Annotated in this window: 15 protein-coding genes; 8 read left to right on the top strand and 7 right to left on the bottom strand. The window is 47.0% G+C overall.

Annotated features, from left to right (window positions below):
* Window positions 1-42: 42 nt before the first annotated feature.
* Window positions 43-996 carry a DNA/RNA non-specific endonuclease gene (locus tag GB992_RS11130; protein WP_161002503.1) on the top strand — a complete coding sequence of 318 codons (954 nt, stop codon included), beginning with the start codon at window positions 43-45 and terminating at the stop codon, window positions 994-996.
* Window positions 997-1579: 583 nt separating this feature from the next.
* Here GB992_RS11130 and GB992_RS11125 read toward each other — a convergent pair.
* Window positions 1580-2974, bottom strand: a complete 1395-nt coding sequence (locus GB992_RS11125; protein ID WP_161002502.1) for an FAD-binding oxidoreductase — start codon at window positions 2972-2974, stop codon at window positions 1580-1582.
* Between the two features lie 145 nt (window positions 2975-3119).
* Between GB992_RS11125 and GB992_RS11120 the strand changes: the two genes are divergently transcribed.
* Both GB992_RS11120 and GB992_RS11115 read left to right on the top strand, forming a co-directional pair.
* Window positions 3120-3710: a TMEM175 family protein gene (locus tag GB992_RS11120; protein WP_161002501.1), complete on the top strand. Its 591-nt coding sequence runs from the start codon at window positions 3120-3122 to the stop codon at window positions 3708-3710.
* A 90-nt stretch (window positions 3711-3800) separates the two neighbouring features.
* A complete protein-coding gene (locus GB992_RS11115) occupies window positions 3801-4241 on the top strand; it encodes a hypothetical protein (RefSeq protein ID WP_161002500.1) in 441 nt (146 codons plus the stop codon).
* 173 nt (window positions 4242-4414) lie between these two features.
* Here the strand turns inward: GB992_RS11115 and GB992_RS11110 are convergent, their stop codons facing one another.
* The 5 genes from GB992_RS11110 to GB992_RS11090 form a co-directional block, all read right to left on the bottom strand.
* A complete protein-coding gene (locus GB992_RS11110) occupies window positions 4415-4954 on the bottom strand; it encodes a PadR family transcriptional regulator (protein ID WP_161002499.1) in 540 nt (179 codons plus the stop codon).
* Window positions 4955-4997: 43 nt separating this feature from the next.
* Window positions 4998-5534 carry a phenolic acid decarboxylase gene (locus GB992_RS11105; RefSeq protein WP_161002498.1) on the bottom strand — a complete coding sequence of 179 codons (537 nt, stop codon included), beginning with the start codon at window positions 5532-5534 and terminating at the stop codon, window positions 4998-5000.
* A gap of 113 nt (window positions 5535-5647) precedes the next feature.
* Window positions 5648-8275, bottom strand: a complete 2628-nt coding sequence (locus GB992_RS11100; protein WP_161002497.1) for a cation-translocating P-type ATPase — start codon at window positions 8273-8275, stop codon at window positions 5648-5650.
* A gap of 242 nt (window positions 8276-8517) precedes the next feature.
* A complete protein-coding gene (locus GB992_RS11095) occupies window positions 8518-9867 on the bottom strand; it encodes an amino acid permease (protein ID WP_161002496.1) in 1350 nt (449 codons plus the stop codon).
* A 154-nt stretch (window positions 9868-10021) separates the two neighbouring features.
* Window positions 10022-13798 (bottom strand): MucBP domain-containing protein, encoded by a 3777-nt coding sequence (locus GB992_RS11090; protein ID WP_161002495.1) that lies wholly within the window; start codon window positions 13796-13798, stop codon window positions 10022-10024.
* Between the two features lie 305 nt (window positions 13799-14103).
* On the opposite strand from GB992_RS11090, the gene GB992_RS11085 reads away from it, so the two are divergent.
* The 3 genes from GB992_RS11085 to GB992_RS11075 all read left to right on the top strand — a co-directional run bounded on the left by GB992_RS11085 (window position 14104) and on the right by GB992_RS11075 (window position 17013).
* Complete coding sequence (locus GB992_RS11085; RefSeq protein WP_161002494.1) at window positions 14104-14793, top strand: YoaK family protein; 690 nt, start codon at window positions 14104-14106, stop codon at window positions 14791-14793.
* A 101-nt stretch (window positions 14794-14894) separates the two neighbouring features.
* Window positions 14895-16289, top strand: a complete 1395-nt coding sequence (locus tag GB992_RS11080) for a DHA2 family efflux MFS transporter permease subunit (protein ID WP_161002493.1) — start codon at window positions 14895-14897, stop codon at window positions 16287-16289.
* A gap of 82 nt (window positions 16290-16371) precedes the next feature.
* Entirely contained in the window at window positions 16372-17013 is a 642-nt protein-coding gene (locus tag GB992_RS11075) for an NAD(P)H-binding protein (RefSeq protein ID WP_161002492.1), read from the top strand.
* Window positions 17014-17460: 447 nt separating this feature from the next.
* Here the strand turns inward: GB992_RS11075 and GB992_RS11070 are convergent, their stop codons facing one another.
* Window positions 17461-18309: an aldo/keto reductase gene (locus GB992_RS11070; RefSeq protein WP_161002491.1), complete on the bottom strand. Its 849-nt coding sequence runs from the start codon at window positions 18307-18309 to the stop codon at window positions 17461-17463.
* Window positions 18310-18496: 187 nt separating this feature from the next.
* Here GB992_RS11070 and GB992_RS11065 point away from each other — a divergent pair, with 187 nt between their 5' ends.
* Both GB992_RS11065 and GB992_RS11060 read left to right on the top strand, forming a co-directional pair.
* Window positions 18497-19390 carry an ABC transporter ATP-binding protein gene (locus GB992_RS11065; RefSeq protein ID WP_161002490.1) on the top strand — a complete coding sequence of 298 codons (894 nt, stop codon included), beginning with the start codon at window positions 18497-18499 and terminating at the stop codon, window positions 19388-19390.
* Complete coding sequence (locus GB992_RS11060) at window positions 19383-20612, top strand: ABC transporter permease (RefSeq protein WP_161002489.1); 1230 nt, start codon at window positions 19383-19385, stop codon at window positions 20610-20612. The genes GB992_RS11065 and GB992_RS11060 overlap by 8 nt, the downstream gene beginning before the upstream one ends.
* Window positions 20613-20653: the final 41 nt, after the last annotated feature.

Raw genomic sequence — 20653 nt, 5'->3', positions numbered from 1 at the left:
TATTAAGTGGCAGACAAGAACAAAGAAAATAAGGATTGAATCATGAAAAAGAAACGTTTCAAACTAAAGCAACGCAAACTTGTTACCGTCTTGGCAACCATTGCAGTGTTGGTGTTCGGTTACCTTTTTTCGACTAATAACACCGAGGTCAAGGCCTTTACCCATGGCCCCCGCCAAGTCACCACAATGCGCCGTCATTACCGTCACTGGACCAAGCAAGCTGAAAACTGGTTCAGTAGTAATTCAGGCAGCACACAAACAACGCCAACTACCGCCGATGTGCCTCGTGACGCGACGGACAGTCAATTACTGGCATTACAATTTGACGCAAATAAGTATCCAGAAAACTACGTCAGTTTGGGCAAATCAACCTTAACCAGTTTACAAATTCATGATGCCTTAGAGCACAACCATGAACAAGCCTGGTACACGATTGACTCGCCGGATACGCTGGGCCGTAGTCAAGCCGGTCAAGCGTTGGTCACTTACAACAGTGTCAGTGCCACAGCCGCAATGAAGCGACCTTCCTTTGCTGAAAGCGCCGATCCAACAGGCTACGAAGGCAATAATCGCATTGCCCAGTTAAATGGTTATCGCGGTTATTTCTACAACCGTTCCCACACACTGGCTTGGTCGTTAGTTGGTAATCTTGGCGGGCCTGACACCAGTAGCAATGCCATCATGCAGCGCAACAACTTAACGACTGGCACTCGTGCTCAAAACGTTGGTACAAACGGACGTAGCCAAAGCACTGCTGGTGGGATGGCTTACGCTGAAACCGCAATTCGTGACTTTGTCAGAGAACGGCCAAACATCCCCGTTTATTACGTTGTCACCCCTCTGTACCAAGGCAACGAACTCGTTCCTCGTGGCACTCATGTCCAGGCAGTCAGCACGACGGATGACGGCCAAGCCCTCAACATTAACGTTTACGTATTCAACGCTCAGAATGGCGCCACCATCAACTATGCCGATGGTAGTTGGACACAAAGCTAACATGTGTCATTAATGCATTACACCGCTCCACTGACCTGAAACGCCGTTCCCTGGGACCGGTCTCAACCCGCACAAACCGCGGTTTTCCACCTCGATTCTGAGCCACAGCCCGTCTCAGAAGTCGTCCCGTAACACTACGCGGCCAAATTCTCGCCGCCAAGTGTTACAGACACGGAACTCTGTTTCACGTCAGTTCCGCTCACATTGCACATGATAAAACAGCTAATCTGTTCCACGCCCATAATTGAAAAGATTAGTTCAATGCAAACTGAGACGGTACAGTAGACTTGCAGTTATTCTAGCTGAAGGGCGTCAACAGTGATACCGAGCCGTGAAGGTAACGTTAATTCGGTGGTTTTCCGAATTTAGGTTACGGACGGTCGTGAAGACTCGGTTTTGGAGGCTTCACGGCGAGGTGAAAGACTCTGGTTCTCAAGAGGCTTGAACCGGTCCCACGGCGAGTGTGTCACTGTTGACAACCGCAAGCAACATCAAAATCAAAAAAACGACCTGCACGAGGTTTGGAACATTACCTGTGTAGGTCGTTTTCTATAGTCGCATCAAAGGTGTAGCAATTGTGTGCCTAATTGATTTTCCGTTTCGGGTTCAGAATCCCCATCGGATCAAGCAACGACTTGATTTGGTGTTGAACCATGTCAACATCATCGCCGAGTTCTTCGTTGACCCACTGGTTCTTCAACATACCAACCGCGTGTTCACCAGAAATCGTCCCACCGAGTGCCAAGGCTTTGCGAAACATCAATTGCAGTGCCTTGATAACATTCTCCGGCACCTCCGTTTGCTCCTTAGGCCAAACGATACTTGGGTGAACGTTACCATCACCAGCATGGCCGGCGGTAAAGATTTGCACGTGAAGTTGATCGGCTACTTCGCTGACGTAATCCATCATTGGTGCCAACTTAGACATTGGCACGGCCATATCTTCCATAACGTGATTGTGTCCGGCAAAGACCCCTGGTAACATGTCTTGTCGCAACTTTTCGATGGCCTTCATCTCGGCATCGTCGGAAGTCACGTGAATGTGTTGTGCGCCATGATCGTTCAACACTTTTTCAGTAACCTTTAACGCTTCATCACCACCGACGTCCAAACGAAGGATCAGCATCGCACCACTATTGTCAGCGTAATGCGTACCCTCATACTTATCCAAAGCCGCAACAGTATTAGCATCCAAAGCTTCCAACATTGCCGGATAGACACCAGATGCCCGCACTTCCGTTACTGCCTCTGACAGTTTGGTCATGTTATCGAAGAAAGCCAACCCCATCACCGCGTGACCAAGCGGAATTGGGAATAACTTCACTGTGATTTCAGTAATGATCCCTAGCGTGCCTTCCGAACCAACGAATAGGTGCGTCAGGTCATAGCCAAACGCCTGTTTAAACGTCCGCCCGCCTAACTTGAGTTCACGGCCGTAAGCTAAGACAACCTTCAAACCCAAAACAGAATCACGAGTGGCACCATATTTAACAGTGCTCATCCCACCGGCGTTGGTTGAAGCATTACCACCAATTGCAGAAATCGGCCGTGAACCAGGGTCGGGTGCATAAAACATACCAACTTTATTGGCTTCATCGTTCAACGTTTGGTTGATCACGCCTGGTTGGACAACTGCCACTGAATCCTCACGGCTGATGTCCAAAATTTTATTCATGCGAATCGTTGATAACATGATGGCACCGGCCTCTGCATCAGAGCCGGAAACCGTGCTCGTCGCCGTCGTTTGCGGAACGACTGGAATATGAAAGCGGCGGGCTACGCTCAAAACATCCTTCACATCATCCGTATCGCCCACCTCAACGTAGGCTAACAAGTCACCATCTGCATCACCAATGCCATTAGGATCGTTCTTGTGTTTGGCCAAACTATCTGCGTCCGTGTACACGTCAGCGTGTGGCGTTGCTTGCTTTAAAGCATCTAAGATTTCATCTTGTGAATATGCACTGAATACTGCCATCTAAGTCGCTTCCTTACAAATTGTTAGTTACTTACACGATTACCATAAATTTCTTCATCTCAAATGGCAAACATTTGTGTTTATCGATTTGTGAACAGCATAAACGTGTACAATCAAACTAAACTATTCTTATCGAGGAGCAGTTATGGATAAGCTTAAAGTGCGACTTGATGCATTCAGTGATGCCATCATCGCCATTATTATCACCATCATGGTACTTGATTTGCACGGCGTCGTAACAGATTCGCCGTCCGCCTATTTATCATTAGCAAAGGAAATTGGCATCTACTTTATCAGTTTCTTCTACGTCGCTAACATGTGGTACTCGCACGCCACGGCGTTTGACGAAATTAATTCGATGACCTATCGCATTCTGATTATGGACTTTGTGTTTCTCGCGGCATTGTCATTGATGCCACTGTTCACCAGCATGATGGCCACTAATACGACCCGAGTAACCGTGATGGCTTACGGCCTCTTATCCGCAGTTGTCAGCGTCCTTTTCCGTTTTCTCACCCAGTCGATCATTCATTTTGAATACACCAACAAGTCGGACATGGCGCAGGTCTACATCAAAATATTCGGCTTTAATAACCGGATCCAAATGGCCATCAGCATTGCGGCCATCATCCTCGCCTACTTCAAACCCACATGGGCCATCATTTTCTTCCTCGCCTACCCAATCTGGAATTTTCTGAGCAGTAGCAGTGATCGTCAGGAAATGTACGACGTTTAGCAATTAACGCCGGATCAGCGCAAAGACTTCCTTGATTTCTCCACGGCTGACCGCAAAGCCTTCCGAGAACAGCAAGAAAAAATCACAGCCATGCTAAAAGCAAACGCAGAGAATCCCGTAGCAGTCGACAACGCTGACGTAGCTTTGCAAACACCGGTCGACGATGCTGACGCTGATAGCCTAATCGACCAGCCTGTTTCAACACAAGCGCCCGTCCGAACACCTGCCGCAACGTCTGCACAGGCCAAGGCAACCAATGTTAAACCGTCGCCTTCACCCCGTGCACCGAAAACACCGCGTTCAAATTCCCGTCGTCGCAACTACTGGCAACAGTGGCTAGACCAAAGCGATGATCCCCAATTGCAGGACCAACTTCGGCAAGGCGGTCGGTTAACCCAAATTCAAAAACAACAATGGGAATCTTGGTTTAAAGAACAGCGTCAAAAGGATCCACGTTTGCAGCGTCAAACACAGCAAGCACGCAAGCAGGCTCAAAAACAAGCTCAACGACAGGCTCGTAAGCAGAAATAGAGGTATTCTGGGCGACCGCGTTACTAGCCAGTTATAAAACCAAGTACTTGTCATAGACGATTTCAAACAAAACAAACAGCCTTTATGAGGACCAACATTCCCCATAAAGTCTGTTTCGTTATCTACATGCTTATCTAGTTCTAACAATCAGCCTTGATTCAGTCCCCAGTTAGTTACTTCAACCCAGCTAGTGTTCGTTGTAACCAATCAACATTGTTTTCTTCTCGTTCAATGGCGCGGGTCAAAATCAAAAAGTGACCATATTGTTGATCAATCTGAGCATCCTTGGAAAAAAGTTGTTGTTGTCGTTGTCGCAAATGGCTCAATTTTTTCGTGTGCAGTTCTACCTGCGTCCGCAATATTTTCGCCAATGTTGGACTGTGACGATCATGAATAAAGTAGAGCTTCAATGAACTCAACGCATCATTTTCGGCTGTAATTGGTTCGTGCAACCAATCCAACAGGTGGTCGTGACCATCTGCTGTAATCTCGTAGCGAATAACCTTGGCATCCTCATCCACGTACTCAGTGGCGATTTTGATCCAGCCATCAGTCAACATCCGTTTTAATTCTGGGTAAATTTGACTATGCGAGGCCTGCCAGAATTCGCCAATTTCTGTTTGAAATTCATTTTCGATGTCACGGCCAGACATATTGGGATGATTATCTAATAACCCCAAAATAACGTTTGGCAAAATTCTTGGTTTCGGCATAACGCACACTCACAATCTATCGTTTGTTTGAAACTATTATAAACTACTTGCGAATGCGCTGGTAGTTGTCGTCAAAGTAGCGACCTTCGCGAATATCATCAGTCATCCCATCGTATGGTGCTTCATTGATAACAGATTCGTTGTTTTGACCTGCTTCGCCTACATATGTGATGGACGCAAATTCTGGCACCACTAACTTAGGATACGTTTCGTACTTTTCACGTGATTCTTCCATCAAATCAATGTGCTCATTTTGGAAGGTCACCGTGATTTCTGGATGTTCCTCAACCCACTTAGGGAAGAAAATCGTCCCGTGCATTTTATTATCATTTGGCATAAAGTCCAACGCCACATCAGTCCCGGTTGGCTCCGTCCAGGTGACTTTGTAAACGCCTGGCACTAACATCACGATGTCAGCCTGCTGATCCCTTACCCAACGGCCTGCAACCATTCCGCCATGAATCCGATAATCAACGGTGTGGTCGTTTTTAGCGTACCATTCGTACTCCCAGCCATTGTCGTACGTGTAAATAAAGTGAGTGCCCAAGAAATCATCTAGTGTTACAAACTTTTTTGTCATAATTAATTGCCTCTTTTTTATTATTGTCGGTAACGACATTGATCATATTATGTCGTTATCGACACAAAGTCAACAAAAAACTCACTAATCATAAAATTAGTGAGTTTCTATGGCTATTCTGTGACCACTGCGTCTGAACGTTTGCGCCAATCCAGCCGCTTTAATCCTTCTAGGATCGCGGTTGGCACAAGTGCAGCGACAAGACTGATCAGCCATTGTACGGGTGTTAAGCTCGTCAATCCAAACGCCCCTTGCAACGCTGGAATAAGTGCAATCAAAATGATGATTGCGGCTGCAATGCCCAATGCGAGGTTGAGTGAGTGGTTCGCTCTAATTGATGCCCATGTCATCGGTTCACGCCGTTTGATTGGGTAAATATCAATCATTGACCCCAGTGCCAAGACAAGAAACAACATTGTGGAACCAACGACGGCTTTGTTATCTGTTAAGCCAAAGCGGCCCAATGCGTAAATGCCTAGCGTAAGTACCGTGTAGATACCGGCCCGCCACGCCATTCGTTTGCCAAGGCCGTTCGCGAAAATACTCTGCTCATTTGGAATCGGTGGGCGCTTCATCGCTGATCTTTCACCTGGTTCGCGGGCCAGGTAGAAACCAGGAATCCCGTCGGCCAGCACGTTAATGAGTAGCAATTGTTCTGCAATCAGCGGCGCACCCCAACCCATTAACACGCTACCGATCATTAAGAAGATTTGGGCGAAGTTAACGCCGACCAAAAATTCGACAGCCTTAAGGATGTTTTGGTAAATCGTCCGTCCAGAATCAACGGCGTCAATAATCGTAGCAAAGTTATCATCAGTCAGGATGACATCGGCGGCGCCTTTCGCTACTTCGGTTCCTGTGATACCCATTGCCACACCAACATCTGCAGCCTTTAATGCGGGCGCATCGTTGACCCCATCACCGGTCATTGCCACGATTTTGCCATGACTCTGCCAAGCGTTAACAATCCGAATTTTGTCTTCAGGTGACACCCGGGCAAACACGCTGACCTGTTCAACCTTGTCAGCTAGTTCTTCATCACTCCAAGCATTCAACTCACGGCCAGAAACGGCTAGGTCACCATCGCGGTAAATCCCAATTTGCTCGGCAATCGCTCTGGCAGTCTCCTTGTGGTCACCCGTGATCATCACTGGCTTGATGCCTGCCTCACGTGCTTGTTGAACGGCTGGTGCGGCTTCAGGTCGTGGTGGGTCAATCAGACCAATAATCCCTGCAAAGGTTAGGTCTCCTTCTAACTTCTCCCAGTCACGCCCTGGATCACTGTCAAAGACACGGTATCCAACGGCCAGCACCCGCAGTGCGTCATGTGCAAACGCATCATGTACGTCGTCCAAACGTTGGCGTTCTGTTTGGGAAAGTTTAACCGGTAAACGATCTACAGCCCCTTTGACAATCAGTAGAAACTTACCTTCCGCCAGTTCATGGAGCGTTGCCATAGACTTCACATCCGATGAAAACGGCCGTTCTGCCACACGTGGCGCTTCTTGTTCAAATTTATTTCTCGACAAACCGTGTTGTTGCATTAATCGAACGATAGCCAGTTCGGTCGCATCGCCAGTGGTCTGTTCGCCATCATCCGTGGTGACGATAGTGGCATTCGTAGCCAGACCAAAATAACGTAATAGTCGAGTGGCAGAGACATCGAGTTCACCATTTCTGCTAATGTCGGCCGGTTGCTCACCAGGCACCCACAGTCGCGTAATTGTCATCTGATTCTGGGTTAAGGTCCCCGTCTTATCTGAAGCAATCACATCAATGCTCCCGATTGTTTCAACGGCACTGATTTGACGGATAATCGCATGTCGTTTGGCCATTTTCTGGACACCGACCGCCAAACTGATGGTCACAATCACTGGCAACGTTTCCGGAACTGCCGCTACAGCTAGTGAGACACCCATCATCAAATTGTCAGCAACGCTGCCCAGCTGCTGTGTCATGCTGAGCATAAAGATCAGCACCCCACCAGCAATGGCAACACCAGTTAGGGTTAGCGCTAAACGTGACAACCGTTTTTGCAACAACGTCTGCTTTAGTTTGGTCTTATTCAATAAACCAGCAATTTCACCGAGCTCCGTCGCCATCCCAATGGCCGTGACAATCATCGTCCCTGATCCGCGAGTAACCGACGTCCCGGCAAATACCCGGTTAACTTGATCACCGATTGATTCGACATCCTTACCGTTACCGGTCAGTGACTTTTCAACCGCTTCGCTTTCACCCGTTAAAATGGCCTCATCCACAGCTAGTGCGGTTACACTTTCCAGCAAACCGTCAGCTGGTACCCGGTCACCGGCGTTGAGAAGCACCACGTCGCCAACGACAATGTCAGCTGCCGCAATCTCCTGGACGGTACCATCGCGACGCACCTTAGCAGTCGGCACACTCATTTGTTTCAATGCTGCCAACGCCTTTTCTGCGCTTTGCTCTTGATATAGCCCAATCGCAACGTTTAAGATGACGATCGCTCCGATAACGATCGGCTTAGTCCAACCGCCATCGAGCGCAATTGCCATATAGGTGGATATCCCAACGGCAACCAGCAAAATAATGGCTGTAATTTCCGTTAACTGTTGAAGTAGCTTCCGCCAAATACTCGGTGGTTTTTGTTCCTGCAATTCATTCTTACCGTCAAGTGCTTGACGGTCCTTAACTTCTTTGGCGCTTAATCCCTGATGGATAAAGTCACGCCGTTCTTCTTTAGCGTGTGCAATCTGGTTCATCGCCTCAGTCCTTTCTCAGTCTAACTTCGGTGGAATCGATCGCTACATAACCGCTGTCATGCACGACTCGTTGCAATAATTTTAACAAACGCCTATGAACCCTCGCAAAGTTAACGCCTATGAAAGCCATAAAAAAATTGCGACTCGTTGATTGCCGTTTGGCGGTTCCCACCACTACAACGGTATCAAACTGAGTCACAATCATGTCTCACATTAATTTATAAACTAAAACTCAATGATAATCAGGATTCTTTCACGACAACCCGGCTGATTAGCGTCAACACCAGTATGATAGCGCCGGCACCGAACACCATCCACCAACGCTGAGAATCGAAAAACAGTCCAACGATGACGAGACCAAAAAAGACCAACGTTATCCAATCACTGATAGGAAACAGCGGCATCGCAAATAATTGACTTGGCTGCTTCGTTTGTCGGCGATAACGTAGATGGCACACAATCAGTGCCATCCATACAACGATAAAGTTAATCGTCGACATACTGGCCACTAACGTAAAGACGGTTCCTGGCAGTAAGTAGTTTAACAGTACGGTCAGCAATAGAATGAAGGCAGAAACGAGCATCGCTGGTCTAGGTACGTTAAGCCGGTTAACCTTTTTGAGTCGTTTCGGTGCACCACCCATATTGGCCAGGACAAATAACGTCCGACTCGTACTAAACAGGGCGCTGTTGGCCGCAGATAGAGCCGCAGTCAATACCACAAAGTTAATCACACCAGCGGCCGCTTTAATTCCTAGGCCGTTAAATACTTGTACAAATGGACTGCTGTGAACTGGCAACTGTTGCCATGGATAGATGATCATCATCGCAAACAACGCGCCAACGTAAAACAGAATCATCCGAATCGGCAGGCTGTTGATAGCACGCGGCAATTCTGTCTGTGGATTGGCTGTTTCGCCTGCAGTCAGCCCCAGCATTTCAATCCCAGTAAAGGCAAAAATGACCAGTGTAAATGAAGTCAAGAAGCCCGACCAGCCAGTGGCGAAGAAACCACCATGCTGCCACAATCGCGCTAAATTAGCCGTGTGCCCATTAACGTTTACTTGTGTTGCTAGCAAAATGACCCCAACGGCAATTAATGCCACAATGGTGACCACCTTAATCATCGCAAACCAGTATTCTAGCTCACCAAACGCACCGACGGACATCAGGTTGATCAAAACGAGAAGGCCAATAATTATCAGTGGCGGTAGCCACTGGGGCAAGCCCGGCCACCAGTACTTTAAGTAAATACCAGTTGCCGTTAAATCGGCCATGGCCAGACTCAGCCAACACAACCAGTAAATCCAGCCAATGACAAAACCTGCGCGTTTGCCCAAATACGTTTGAATAAAGTCTAAAAAAGAGGTTTTCTTGAAATCAGACAGCAACAACTCACCCAGAGCACGCATCATTAAATAACAAAAGAAGCCACCTATGGCATAGGCTAAAATGATGGCCGGTCCAGCTTGGTGAATCGCGCTACCAGAGCCCAAGAATAGGCCAGTACCAATCGTGCCGCCCAACGCAATCATTTGAATGTGACGATGTGTTAGCTTACGAGCAAGTTGTTTGGGCGGTGTTTGTGCCATGAGGTTTCCTTTCTTATCCGTTCATTTTTTTGTAAAAAGAGATGCAATTTACTCTACGCTAACTCGTTTTCAGACGCAACCTATCAAAAAGCACTGACCGTAATTGTCACTTGGTACACCAATTACAGTCAGTACTTTCAGTTAAGCTCGGAGATTACTTTTTAAACCGTTTTTTAAACATGTAGAATCCTGTAAACGTTACTAGCAATGCGAGAACGCCAATAGTAACTAGCGCTTCTGTACGTTGACCCACGAATGGTAAACCACCTGAATCCTTTTTAGCTGATGATTTAGTTGCTGGTTCGCCGGGATCAATCTGTGCCATTGCCGGTTGATTACCCGCTAGTGCTTGACCTGAATCATTTGTGGCAGTCGCTTCTTCAACAGAAGACGTTGCCTGTTCAGTACTTGATTCTTCACTCACCAGCCCCGATTGTTGAACTTCACCCAGCACATCGGTTACTGGATAGTTTTGTGATTGACCGTTAGTTAACTGGTTATCAGTGTTTGTGTTACCGGTCGTTGCTTGTTGCTGATTATTTGAATTTTCTTTTCCAGTGTCAGCATTCTGATTACCTGCTGACGATGAAGAATTTGAAGTTGTTGTCCCTGATCCATTGCCAGCTACACTCGAACTATCAGAGTTACTGGCATTGCCGTTTCCACCGCCAATGTTAGAACCGTTGTTGACGTCGTTACCGTTTGATTCAGCATCAGAACTATCCGTGTTAGAACTACTGTTGCCTGATTCCGAACTACCGGAACTGGATTCATCTCCTGGATTTGACGGTTCTGTCGGATCGGATGGTTCCGGTGTCGGTTCCGGATCTGGCTTAGGATCTGGTACGGGTGATGGCTCTGGATCTGTTGGATCTGGATCAGGGTCCGGTTCACCCGGTGTTGGATCTGTTGGATTAGCCCGATAAAGATAAGTTACCGTGCCACCGCCTTCTGGAATGTCTCCATTAGCGGCTAGACCAGCGGCATCTATCCTAACAAAGCTATATCCGTCAAAGCCCCGTTGGACTGTTTGATACGGTTTACCCACTTCTTGACCCTCTGGATATGTTGCTACGGCACTGCCGAGCAACTCGCCATCTTCCGTTTTATATTCAACCTTCACATTTGGCAAGTTGTCATCAGCGTCGCCATAAACGAACGTTACCTGTTTGTCCGCTTCTTCTAACGTACCCGTCGCAGGGTCACTGTCCTCCGTCGTAAACAGGTAGGTCAGTGGCCGAAAATCACGTGGACTGGTTTCATACCGTTCACCAACTGCCTGACCATTTGGATAATCTGCTTCGTGACTATCCAGTTTCTCGCCATCAACCGTCTGATGAGTCACGTGAACCCGCCCACATTTTGCTGGGTCATCTTCTTTCGAATAAACATACGTCACTGTGCCACCCTCAACGGTCAAGTAACCACTTTCCGGCAGGCCATCGCTGGACACCTCTTTGAAACTGTATCCCTCAAACGTATACTTAGTCGTTTGGTAACGCCCACCAACAACCTGTTCATCTAAATACTTGGCCTCTTCGGAATCCTTTAACTCCTTAGGTTCAGCATCATCGGTGACATAACGAACCATCACTTTACCAGCAGGTTCGGGATCGGGATCAGGCGTTTCGGTGGCTTTGTAGATGTAGTAAACATCTCCGTCATTGGCTGTCAATGTACCAGTAGCCGCTAAGCCTTTTTCCTCATCGACTTTCACGAATTCGTACCCATCAAAATCACGTTTCTCGGTCGTGTACTGTTTACCGACATGTTGACCATCCGGGTAACCGGCCATTGCACTACCTAATGACTGACCATCTTCCGTTTGATAATGAACGGTAACTTTGCCGGCAGGTTCTGGCTCAGGATCCACTGCCTTGTAGATGTAGTAAACGTCACCATCGTCGGCTGTTAATGTACCAGTAGCCGCCAAACCCTTTTCTTCATCCACTTTCACGAATTCGTACTCATCAAACTCTTTTTGCTTCGTTGTGTACTGCTTTCCGACATGTTGACCGTCTGGATAATGGGCATCCGCACTACCTAACGTCTTGCCTTCTTCTGTTTGGTAGTGTACCTTCACTTCTCCAGCGGGTTCGGGATCTGGCTCTACTGCCTTGTAAACGTAGTAAACGTCACCACCGTCAGCGGTCAATGTACCAGTTGCTGCTAGGCCCTTTTCTTCGTCCACTTTCACGAATTCATAGCCATCAAACTCTTTTTGCTTCGTTGTGTATTGTTTGCCGACATGTTGACCGTCTGGATAATGGGCATCCGCACTACCTAACAATTTACCATCTTCAGTTTGGTAGTGAACCTTCACTTCTCCAGCAGGCTCTGGTTCCGGCTCATAGTAATAGGTCACAGCGCCACCTTTGTTGTCCAGAATTCCTGTAGGCTTCAATCCATTTTCGTCGATGCCAACATACTTGAAACCAGGAAACTCACCAATTTCCGATGTATATCGTTGACCGACAAACAAGCCATCTGGAAATGTCGCCAATCCTTCTTTCAATAAATTGCCTGTGCTCTTATCAACGTGGTTAACCGTGACTGGCATCGCGGGTTCTGGCGCATTCTTATCGCGATAAATATAAGTCACGATACCCTCGTCTTTCTCCAAGAAACCTGTTGGCGCCCAGCCGCTTTCATCTACTTTAACGAAGACATACCCGTCAAATGTGCCCTGCTGCGTAAAATATTGATTACCAACAATTGGTGGCAAAGGCTTACCACTCGAATCCTCTCCGTACGTGGCATTTTCAGTTTTCAGAATTTTGCCATCTTCCGTTTTGTGAATCACTTTAACACCAGCCGAGTCCGACTGAGTCGATTCATAAACGTAAATGACCGTGCCACCAGTACCGCTGTACGTTCCGCTAGCGGGCAAACTGTCTTTACCCATTTCTTTAAATTTGTAACCAGCAATGTCTTTTTGTTCTGTTTGGTACTCTTGTCCATCTGGCCCTGACATGCTTTCAGGATCGGCGATGTCATGATAACCATCCTTATCTTCAGGAACATATCGTACGTTAATACCAGACCAAGACTCATACTTAAAATTATCAAATTTATACTGGTGTTTGTTTTTCGAACCCCCAGTGGAAGCGCTGACGGCCATCGCCATCTGTTGATACTGCTCGCCCTTAGGAATCGTGTATGTCCAATACTTTGCGCCTTCAGCAGCATCATACTGAACCGTTAACAAACGTGTTTTTCCATCATAAGAAATTTTGAAAGGTCTAAATTTACCATCGATATTCTTTGAACCATCAAACTTCTGCACCGTATCTGTGTCAATCGTGGCCCAGCCCTTTTCACCATCCGTTGTAACAAACGCCCCATATGGATTGACGTTTGGATCGGCTTCCCACCCTAACTGATAATTGGGGTATTTTCCATTGGGATCTGGGGCTGAATAGCTATTATGGAAAGTATCTAGCTGAAAACCAATGGCATTTTGCAATCCACCGATTCCCATGTTGGCGCCACGATATCCCACCGCATTCGTATCGCCAGGGTGGAAGGCAAACCCAATACCGTCAGCTCCTGTAGTCTTTGGATCACTACCGAGGTTAACCGAACCAGTCAGTTCAAAGCTCTTATCAAGATCGATCCGATCTTTTAACGTAAAATTACCAGCCTGTTCAAGTTCGTTTTCAGTAAGGGTTACAATTCCCGTATCACTTGCCTCATCATACTTATATTTCGCTGACCCATTCAGATTAAATCGCTCCAAGAAGTCCTTTGCAGAAACATTGATTGTCCCTTCGTTACGCTCAGTTTGTTGCTTTGTCTTCGTTTCCGCCTTTGCGGACGCTGGTGGGCTCCATGCTAGTCCACCAAGTGTTCCAAACATAATCAGTGTGGCAGAAAAACCATGAGCCATCTTGGCCACCCATTTTGAATGCGTACCAATTTCCATCATCATTTCGTCGCCTCCATCTATTGCTTTTGCTACAGTTCTTATCGTAATCATAAGAATAATTAGTTTTACCAACAATTGATGTGACTCGTGAAAAATGCTGATATTGCAACATTTTGAGATACTCCCACAATTAAGTTTTGAACAATACACCCCGTCAATCATTACTCACATATGGATTAAGTGCCTCAAGCTGTTCAAATAATTAACAATTAATTTTTTTGCATTTTAGTTCACGTTTTATCATTGAATTTTAATCTTATGCGGTTGTGCTAAACTATTCCTTATACGAAATCGGAAAGAAGTTTATTATGCCCCTAGATAAAGACGGTGTTCCCCAGATTTACCAGCTTCGCCGGCTTGCCGTAGCTCTCACAATGGTCGGTGGTTTTATCGATGCTTATACATTTGAACAGCGCGGTGGCTCATTGGCGGCCATGCAGACTGGTAACATCATTTTTCTGAGTGTCGACGTTGCCAAACGAAATCTGCCTAGCCTCATGACAAAGGTAGCAGCCATCCTCTTTTTCTCACTGGGCGTACTGGCTGTCAGTTTATTTAAGCATCGCCACAACACACACTATTGGCGCATCCCCACCCTCTTACTCGAAATGATGGTTTGTATCATCATTGGGTTCGAACCACGGAGCGTGTCTAACATTTTTGCGGTACCACCGTTAGCAATGGTCATGGCCATGCAAACGACGGCCTTTAATGCCATTGAAGGTCACGGCTACAACAGCGTTTATTCCACCGGTAACCTTAAGATGACCATGATTGCGATCGGTGAGTTTCATTTTCATCATAACCGTAGCCAACTGATAAGCGCGCTGCTTTACCTAGAGTTGGTGGTTGCGTTTGCGGCAGGTGCCATCATCTCTGCACTCTTGCAACTTTCCTTCAACGTTCACGCGATTTGGTTTGCTGCGGTTGGCATCCTATTGATCATCGTTGGCTACTCCGTTGCACTTCATCAAAAGAACATTCATTTCAGTGATTAATTGCTTGCCATAAAAGGTTTTATAAATTCGTTCTAGCGAGACCTTCCGGGACTGTGATATAAACGAAGTAACGTTTAATTGCACCTTAAGGAGGTCTTTTTTTGCAACAACGAACGCTCAATAGTCGCTTGATCCTTGCCATTTTCGCCACTGGTCTAATGTCATTTGCCGGTGTGGTTGTCGAGACGGCCATGAATATTACTTTTCCCGTATTGATGCGGCAATTTCACATCAGTACGGGAACCGTTCAGTGGTTAACCACTGGCTACCTGCTCATTGTTGCGACGTTTGTCCCGATTTCGTCCTTCCTCAAACGACGATTCAAAACGCGGACACTCTTTTTAACGGCCAACTTGCTGTTTATTGCTGGCCTGCTCGTCGATACGTTTGCCCCGACATTTGGCGTACTTCTTCTAGGACGCCTCATTCAGGGTGTTGCAACTGGGATTGCACTGCCGTTGATGTTTAACATCATTTTAGAGCAGGCACCAATGGACAAAATTGGGCTGCTTATGGGTATTGGTACCCTAGTCACTGCAGTTGCGCCCGCATTAGGACCGACATACGGCGGCCTGATTGTCAGCAACCTCAACTGGCGGGACATTTTTATGTTTCTCGTCCCGTTATTGCTACTCTCGCTGATTACCGGGTTACTGACCATTCAGCAAGTCAATAAAACAGAAAAGGTCCATTTTGACGTTCTCAGTTGGGGACTAGTCGCGCTAACCTTCATCAGCTTTATCCTTGGTCTCAGCAATATGGCCCACGTGACGACCCAACCGTGGCCTGTTATTTTAGGTATCGTCATTGGTTGTTTGGCCCTCGCAGCGTTCATTTGGCGTTCCAAACGCATTGACCAGCCACTGATTAAGTTGACGGTTTTTAGTCAACCCGTTTTCAGTTGGTACCTCTTGGCATTCTTCCTCGTTCAAATCAGTGCGCTGGGATTATCCTTTCTCCTGCCAAACTTCCTGCAACTCGTAAACGGTAAAAGTGCCTTAATTGCTGGATTGGTCGTCCTGCCTGGGGCTGCGCTGGGTGCGTTGTTTGCGCCCCTAGGTGGCACAATTCTCGACCATTTCGGTCCAACACGGCCGATTTTGACAGGCGCTTTCTGTCAGTTAGTCGCGTTGGGCGGCATGATGTTTGGTACAAGCTCTCTGACTCCAGGCATCATTTTAAGTTGGTATCTGCTCTATATGTTTGGCACCGGCCTAGCATTCGGCAACATCATGACAACCGGACTGAAATCACTGTCAGACCAGCAACAAAGTGATGGTAACGCTATTTACAACACCGTTCAGCAGTTCGCCGGGGCTGTCGGAACGGCGATTGTGTCTGCGGTAGTCGCGCTGACACAGGCTGGTAGCGCCCACTCCTTTACATTCCGCACTCAGTTAGGCACGCATCGTGGTTTTATTGTGCTGGCGGTACTCTTGTTGATTAACTTCTTTGTATTGGTTCACGGTCTGCGGCTAAATCACAAAAAACTTTAGACATTCATTTGCGTTACAGTTACTCGAAGGCTCTATACTGACGGCACTTAGTTGAAATAACTGAGTTTGGGAGGTATTAACGATGCAAAATGTTTTAATTTTAGGGGCTAACGGCACGATCGGCCGCCAGATCACCGAACGTTTGCTAAACGAGACGGATGCCCACTTAACCTTGTTCTTAAGAAACGCATCACGCCTGACAGTTACTGATCCTGCTCGTGAAGCGGTTATCGAGGGCGATGCAACTGACGCCGTTGCGGTAAATCGGGCCATGGTTAATCAAGACATTGTCTTTGAAACCCTTGGCGGTGACACGGAACATGAGCAGCAGGCACAAGTCATCACTGCTGCTATGGAAAAAGCTCACGTCTCGAGATTACTATGGATTACTGGCATCGGTATCGAGAACGAACTAACCGGTGTGTTTAAAGAATGGGAAAACCAGGCCGTCGGTGACTTAATGTCCGTATCCGTTCGTGCGGCTGACGTGATCAAAAATTCAACTTTGAATTATACGTTGATCCGTTGTGCCTGGATGACCAATGACACAACCATTGACTATGACACCTCAGCCAGTGGCACTACAGTTACAAACACCATTGTTTCGCGCGCCAGCGTCAGCGATTATGTCATCAAGCTAATCACCGATCCCACCCGTGATAACCGTGCCAGCATTGCTGTCTTCCAGCCAAACACTGAGGCAGATTCACCGGCCGGCTACTGATGTTTAGACTTTTTTTGACAGTGCTTGAATAAAGAGCATCGCAATAACAGAGTGAATTTAAATAGTGGCAACGATGATAAATCGAGTTCCACATAAATATGCAAAATTCATCCTTATATCATTTAACGAGCGCACATATCCGTTCTTTATCAGCCCAAAAACTGGTTCCCCTAAAGTTAGCGCAGGCAAATTGAGACATAGTTCCGTGAATGCAATACTTAGCGGTGCAATTTGCCGCTTAGAATTGCTGGACGCTTCAAAGACGTGGGCTTCGGCTTTGAAGCGAGGCAGAAGACTACGCTTTTCAGGAGGCTGAGGCCGGTCCCATGGAACGGTCCGTCTCAATTTGACGGAGCGGCAGACGCCAGACACGAAAAAGAGCCGCTGTACAAACATAAATTGTTTGCGCAGCGACCCTTTTATTTAACTAGTTAACAAGGTTTCAACCTAACCTTGTGTTGCATTGTGAAAATGTGATGGTGCAGTATCAGGCATGTTGTTCAACTTGTCCATGTCCTCATCTTGAATCGTAAAGTCGAGTTCTTTATTCGCCTCAATGTGAGCGGCACTCGTAGCTTTAGGTAACGGTGGCAAGCCGTTTTGGATGCAGAACCGTAAAGCTAGTTGGGCGACGCTAACGCCGTACTTTTTAGCCATTGCGGCCACATCCTCGTTGTTCAGCAAACCACCAGTTGCTAATGGTGAGTAGGCTTCAACCAAAATATTATTTTTCTTAGCAAAGTCGACAATCTTTGGCTCCGTGAAACCAACGTAGTACTGAATTTGGTCGACCATCGGCGCAATTTCAGCATCCTGCATCACGTTTTGTAAGTCGTGTACATTGAAGTTTGAAACACCAATGGCCTTTACTCGACCACTCTTGTAGATTTCCTGCATGGCGCGCCAAACATCAACATTTTCTTTATCGTGGTTAGTGCCAATTTGTGACCATGGCCACGGTGCGTGAACCAGGTACAAATCTAAATAATCGATATCTAAAGCTTTAAATGTTGCATCAAAATCCGCCAATGTACCGTCGTATGTCTTCGTCTCGCCGGGCAATTTTGATGTGACAAAAATGTCCTTGCGATCGATGCCTGAATCGCGGATGGCTTGGCCAACACTCGCTTCGTTTGCGTATGCCTTCGCTGTATCAATGTGCCGATAGCCAACCTTAAGGGCGTTTGCGACAGAATTGTAGGCAACGTCACCAGCAGGAATCTGCCATGTGCCAAAGCCGATTTTAGGGATCTCAATGCCGTTACTTAACTTATAAGTATCTGTAACTGTTGCCATTTTCATACCTCCATTTAATAAAAGGCAGTTAACAACTACCGTGACTATATACTAGCGCTTTCCACCCACTCGAATGCAAGCCATAACCCATCTAAACAGACAAATTTTCTGTTCATTCGTGGCATTTTTTCATATACTGACAGTGTTAATGTTCACGGTAATGACGCACTCCAAACGAGGTAATCGCATGCTAACTGTAGCAAACTTAACAAAACGATTCGGCCCTAAACAAGGTGTTGAGGACGAAGCATTTACCATTCAACAAGGCGAAATCATGGGCCTGATCGGTCAAAACGGCGCTGGCAAAACCACCACGTTTCGGATGATTTTAAACCTTCTACAACCTGATAGTGGCACCGTTTTATGGCAGGGTCATCCCCTGACAAAAGCTGACTACAATACGGTCGGCTTCTTGCCTGAAGAACGTGGCCTCTACACCCGTATGTCTATCCAGGACCAAGTAGTCTACTTTGCTGCCCTTCGTGGGCAACAACCTGCCGTTACACGAAAAGCTCTCCCACAGTGGATGGCGCGATTTAACGTTAAGGGCAAACTGACAGATAAGATTAAGGACCTGTCTAAGGGGAATCAACAAAAGGTTCAGTTGATTGCCACATTAATTCATCAACCGAAACTCATTATCCTTGATGAACCATTTAGCGGTCTCGATCCCGTCAATGCCCAACTGCTCGAAGACAGTATCATCGAAATGAAGCAAAATGGCGCCAGCATCATCTTCTCCTCTCATGACATGGCAAACGTGGAACGCATCAGTGATCATCTACTGATGCTAAGAAACGGTGAAACCGTACTTAGCGGTACGCCAGATGAAATTCGGTCACAGTTCGGCAACACCCGCGTCCGTTTGCGCTCACCACTAGACCGAGCCGCATTAGTTGCTTTTCCTGGTGTTAATGATGTTCAGCAACGCGGCAATGCCTACGAACTAACGCTAGACAATGAAGCCGTTGGCCATGACCTATTCAAGGCTGCCACCAGCCAGGGTTACATCCCGGAATTTTCGCAAGAACCACCGTCGTTAGACGAAATCTTCAGAATCGAGGTGGCCAATCATGAATAAGTTTATGGTCGTCACCCGCCAAGTTATTCGCAAGAATATCAAGTCGCCTGCCTATCTGTTTTCACTATTCTTTCCAGTATTAATCATTGCGGTCATCGCGTTGTTTGCGTTTATCACTAATAAAACCAATCAGACGCCAACCATTGCCATCACCAGCAATAACGTGGCTTTGCGTAACGCACTGGTAGAATCACCCACACATGGCGATTACCGGGTGAATAAAGCGATTTCCTCTGAACGAGTCGCTGAGAAACGGTTGAGTCACGAAAAAATCGATGGCTACCTCAATGTCACCACGACCGGTCAAACGGTTAGCGCCGTTTATCGACAACGCACCAATGGCAATTCGCTAGACAGTGACACGCTTAAAAATAACCTGAACACATTAAAGCTACGACAGGCCGCCCAGCAGCTCGGACTGACTGCCAAACAATTACAACAACTGTTTGCCCCAGCGTCGTATAAAACACAAAACGTCGCCTATCAAAATGGAGTCGTTCGCCGCCAAAAGTCCAACCAACAAGGGGCTAACCTGGTCGTCGCGTTTGTCGTTACCTTTTTGATCTACATGTTTATCGCAATGTACACCAGCATGATTGCTCAGGAAACTGCTACTGAAAAAGGCTCTCACATTATGGAAATATTGGTCAGCAGTGTCAGTCCGGTGACACAATTCTTCGGTAAGGTGACTGGTATGCTGGCGCTGATCGTCCTGCAAGTCATCATTACCGGAATTGCTGGTTTGATTGGGATGCAATACTTCAACCACAATATCAGCTTTTTAGGTGACTTTTCCTTTAGCCAGATTCAACCGGGGATGGTGAGTGTGCTAGTAGCCTACTTTGTTCTCGGTGTCATGTTGTACACCGTCATTGCTGCCATGTTAGGTTCCATGGTCACCCGCCAAGAAGAAGTTAGCCAAGCGCTGTCACCATTAACGACGGTGGGGATGCTGGCTTACGTTGCTTCCTTCATCGCAGTGAATAGTAATAGCCTACTCATTCGAATCGGTTCTTATGTACCATTTCTCTCTCAAAGTCTGATGCCCGTTCGTTACGCAGTCGGTAACGCCGCACTTTCAGAAGTTTGGGTGAGTGTGGCAATCGCCGCCATTGCGCTGGTTCTCATGACTTGGATCGCCTGCCGCGTATACCAGCAGCACGTGTTAGATTACAGCAATCGCAGGCACTGGTACCAGTTTGGTCGCAAACGTCGTGCATAGTTATGTTACTAAAAACAGGATTTGATTGTCGTGATATACGG

The sequence above is a fragment of the Furfurilactobacillus milii genome, from assembly GCF_009863985.1.
In the GTDB taxonomy this organism is placed as follows: Bacteria; Bacillota; Bacilli; order Lactobacillales; family Lactobacillaceae; genus Furfurilactobacillus; species Furfurilactobacillus milii_A.
Note: the sequence above shows the minus strand (reverse complement) of the source record. Positions and strands in the feature narration are given on the sequence as shown.